The 2,043-nt window shown below is 62.4% G+C and carries 4 protein-coding genes; all 4 read left to right on the forward strand.

Features of this window, described 5'->3' with window-relative positions:
- Positions 1-407 (forward strand): NADH-quinone oxidoreductase subunit NuoI (gene nuoI, locus QZY01_RS11910; protein ID WP_294537436.1); only part of this gene is annotated, 407 nt, incomplete at its 5' end.
- 163 nt (positions 408-570) lie between these two features.
- Positions 571-1,173 carry an NADH-quinone oxidoreductase subunit J gene (locus QZY01_RS11915; protein ID WP_294537438.1) on the forward strand — a complete coding sequence of 201 codons (603 nt, stop codon included), beginning with the start codon at positions 571-573 and terminating at the stop codon, positions 1,171-1,173.
- A 10-nt stretch (positions 1,174-1,183) separates the two neighbouring features.
- Positions 1,184-1,492, forward strand: coding sequence for an NADH-quinone oxidoreductase subunit NuoK (gene nuoK / locus QZY01_RS11920; RefSeq protein ID WP_294537440.1), 309 nt, complete (start codon positions 1,184-1,186; stop codon positions 1,490-1,492).
- Between the two features lie 4 nt (positions 1,493-1,496).
- Positions 1,497-2,043: proton-conducting transporter membrane subunit (locus QZY01_RS11925; protein WP_294537442.1), on the forward strand; the 547-nt coding region annotated here is incomplete at its 3' end.

Genomic DNA, 2,043 nt, shown 5'->3' on the forward strand with positions numbered 1-2,043 from the left:
AGCCGAAGGCGACGCTGAACTATCCGCACGAAAAGAACCCGCAGTCGCCGCGCTCTCGCGGCGAGCACGCGTTGCGCCGTTACCCCAATGGCGAGGAGCGCTGCATCGCCTGCAAGCTCTGCGAGGCGATCTGCCCGGCGCAGGCCATCACCATCGAGGCGGCGCCGCGGGGCACTGACGGCACGCGCCGCACCACGCGCTACGACATCGACATGACCAAGTGCATCTATTGCGGCTTCTGCCAGGAGGCCTGCCCGGTGGACGCGATCGTCGAGGGGCCGAACGCCGAATTCGCGGTCGAGACGCGCGAGGAACTCTATTTCGACAAGCAACGCCTGCTCGACAATGGCGCGATCTGGGAGCGCGAAATCGCCCGCAACATCGCCGCCGACGCGCCCTACCGCTGAGAAAACGCCGCCCTTTGCAAGGACGCGGGGGGGCGTGCCCGCCAGAACCGGACCGAAAACCGAACCGACTTTACCCCAGGCCGACCTTCGATTAATCGCAACACCTAATCGCAAGCCGGCGAATGAAGCGAACAAGGCCCGATTTCGGGCGCACGGGTGGACCATGACGTTAGCCGCGGCCTTTTTCTATCTGTTCTCGACCCTGACCATCGGCTCCGCCGTCATGGTGATATCGGCGCGCAATCCGGTTCATTCGGTGTTGTTCCTGATTCTCGCCTTCGTCAACGCGGCGGGCCTGTTCCTGCTCGCCGGCGCGGAATTCCTGGCGATGATCCTGGTGGTCGTCTATGTCGGCGCGGTGGCGGTGCTGTTTTTGTTCGTGGTGATGATGCTCGACGTCGATTTCTCCGAACTCAAACAGGGTTTTCTGCAATATCTGCCGGTGGGCCTGCTGGTCGGACTGATCGTGCTGGTGGAGCTGGTGCTGGTGGTCGGCGCCTGGTCGGTGACCCCGCAGGCGGTGCTCGGCACGCCGACGCCGGGAAACATGTCCAATACGGCGGCGCTCGGCGAGGTTCTCTACACGCAATATGTCTATCTGTTCCAGGCGGCGGGTTTCATCCTGCTGACCGCTATGGTCGGCGCCATCGTCCTGACCCTGCAACACCGGACCAATGTGCGCCGCCAGTCGATCGCGGCGCAGAACGCGCGCACCCGCGCCTCGGCCATCGAACTCAAGAAAATCCCGTCCCGGGCGGGCGTGTGAGGAGCGGATCATGATCATCGGGCTCGAACATTATCTGATCGTCGGCGCCATCCTGTTCACGCTCGGGGTCGCCGGCATCATCCTCAACCGCAAGAACATCATCGTCATCCTGATGTCGGTGGAATTGATTTTGCTCTCGGTCAATCTCAATTTCGTGGCCTTTTCCGCGCAATTGCACGATCTGACCGGGCAGATCTTCGCTCTGTTCATCCTCACCGTCGCGGCGGCGGAGGCGGCGATCGGGCTGGCGATTCTGGTGACCTATTTCCGCAACCGCGGCACCATCGCGGTTGAAGACATTTCCATGATGAAGGGCTGAAGACATGGTCGCCGCAATCGTCTTTCTTCCCCTTCTCGGTTTCCTGATCGCCGGCCTGTTCGGGCGCCAGATCGGCGCGCGCGGGTCGGAAATCGTCACCACCACGCTGTTGTTCGTCTCGGCTTTTTTCTCCTGGATCGTGTTCCTTCGCATCGGCTTTGGCGGCGCGCCCTTCACCGTCCATGTGCTGGCCAACTGGCTCACCTCGGGCGTGCTGAATATCGACTGGTCGCTGCGCGTCGATACGCTCACCGCCGTCATGCTGGTGGTGGTGACGACGGTGTCGTCGCTCGTCCATCTTTATTCGATCGGCTACATGCACGAAGACCCTTCGCGACCGCGCTTCTTCGCCTATCTGTCGCTGTTCACCTTCGCCATGCTGGCGCTGGTGACCGCCGACAATCTGGCGCAGATGTTCTTCGGCTGGGAGGGCGTCGGCCTCGCCTCCTATCTGCTGATCGGCTTCTGGTATGAAAAGCCCTCGGCCAACGCCGCCGCGATCAAGGCCTTCGTGGTCAACCGCGTCGGCGATTTCGGCTTCGCGCTCGGCA

Origin of the sequence: uncultured Rhodoblastus sp. (genome assembly GCF_903903185.1) — a bacterium.
GTDB lineage: Bacteria > Pseudomonadota > Alphaproteobacteria > Rhizobiales > Beijerinckiaceae > Rhodoblastus.

Bases quoted from the DNA above. Each gene is read 5' to 3' on its own strand.
- QZY01_RS11915 (WP_294537438.1), top strand. From the start codon at position 571: ATGACGTTAGCCGCGGCCTTTTTCTATCTGTTCTCGACCCTGACCATC.
- nuoK (WP_294537440.1), top strand. From the start codon at position 1,184: ATGATCATCGGGCTCGAACATTATCTGATCGTCGGCGCCATCCTGTTC.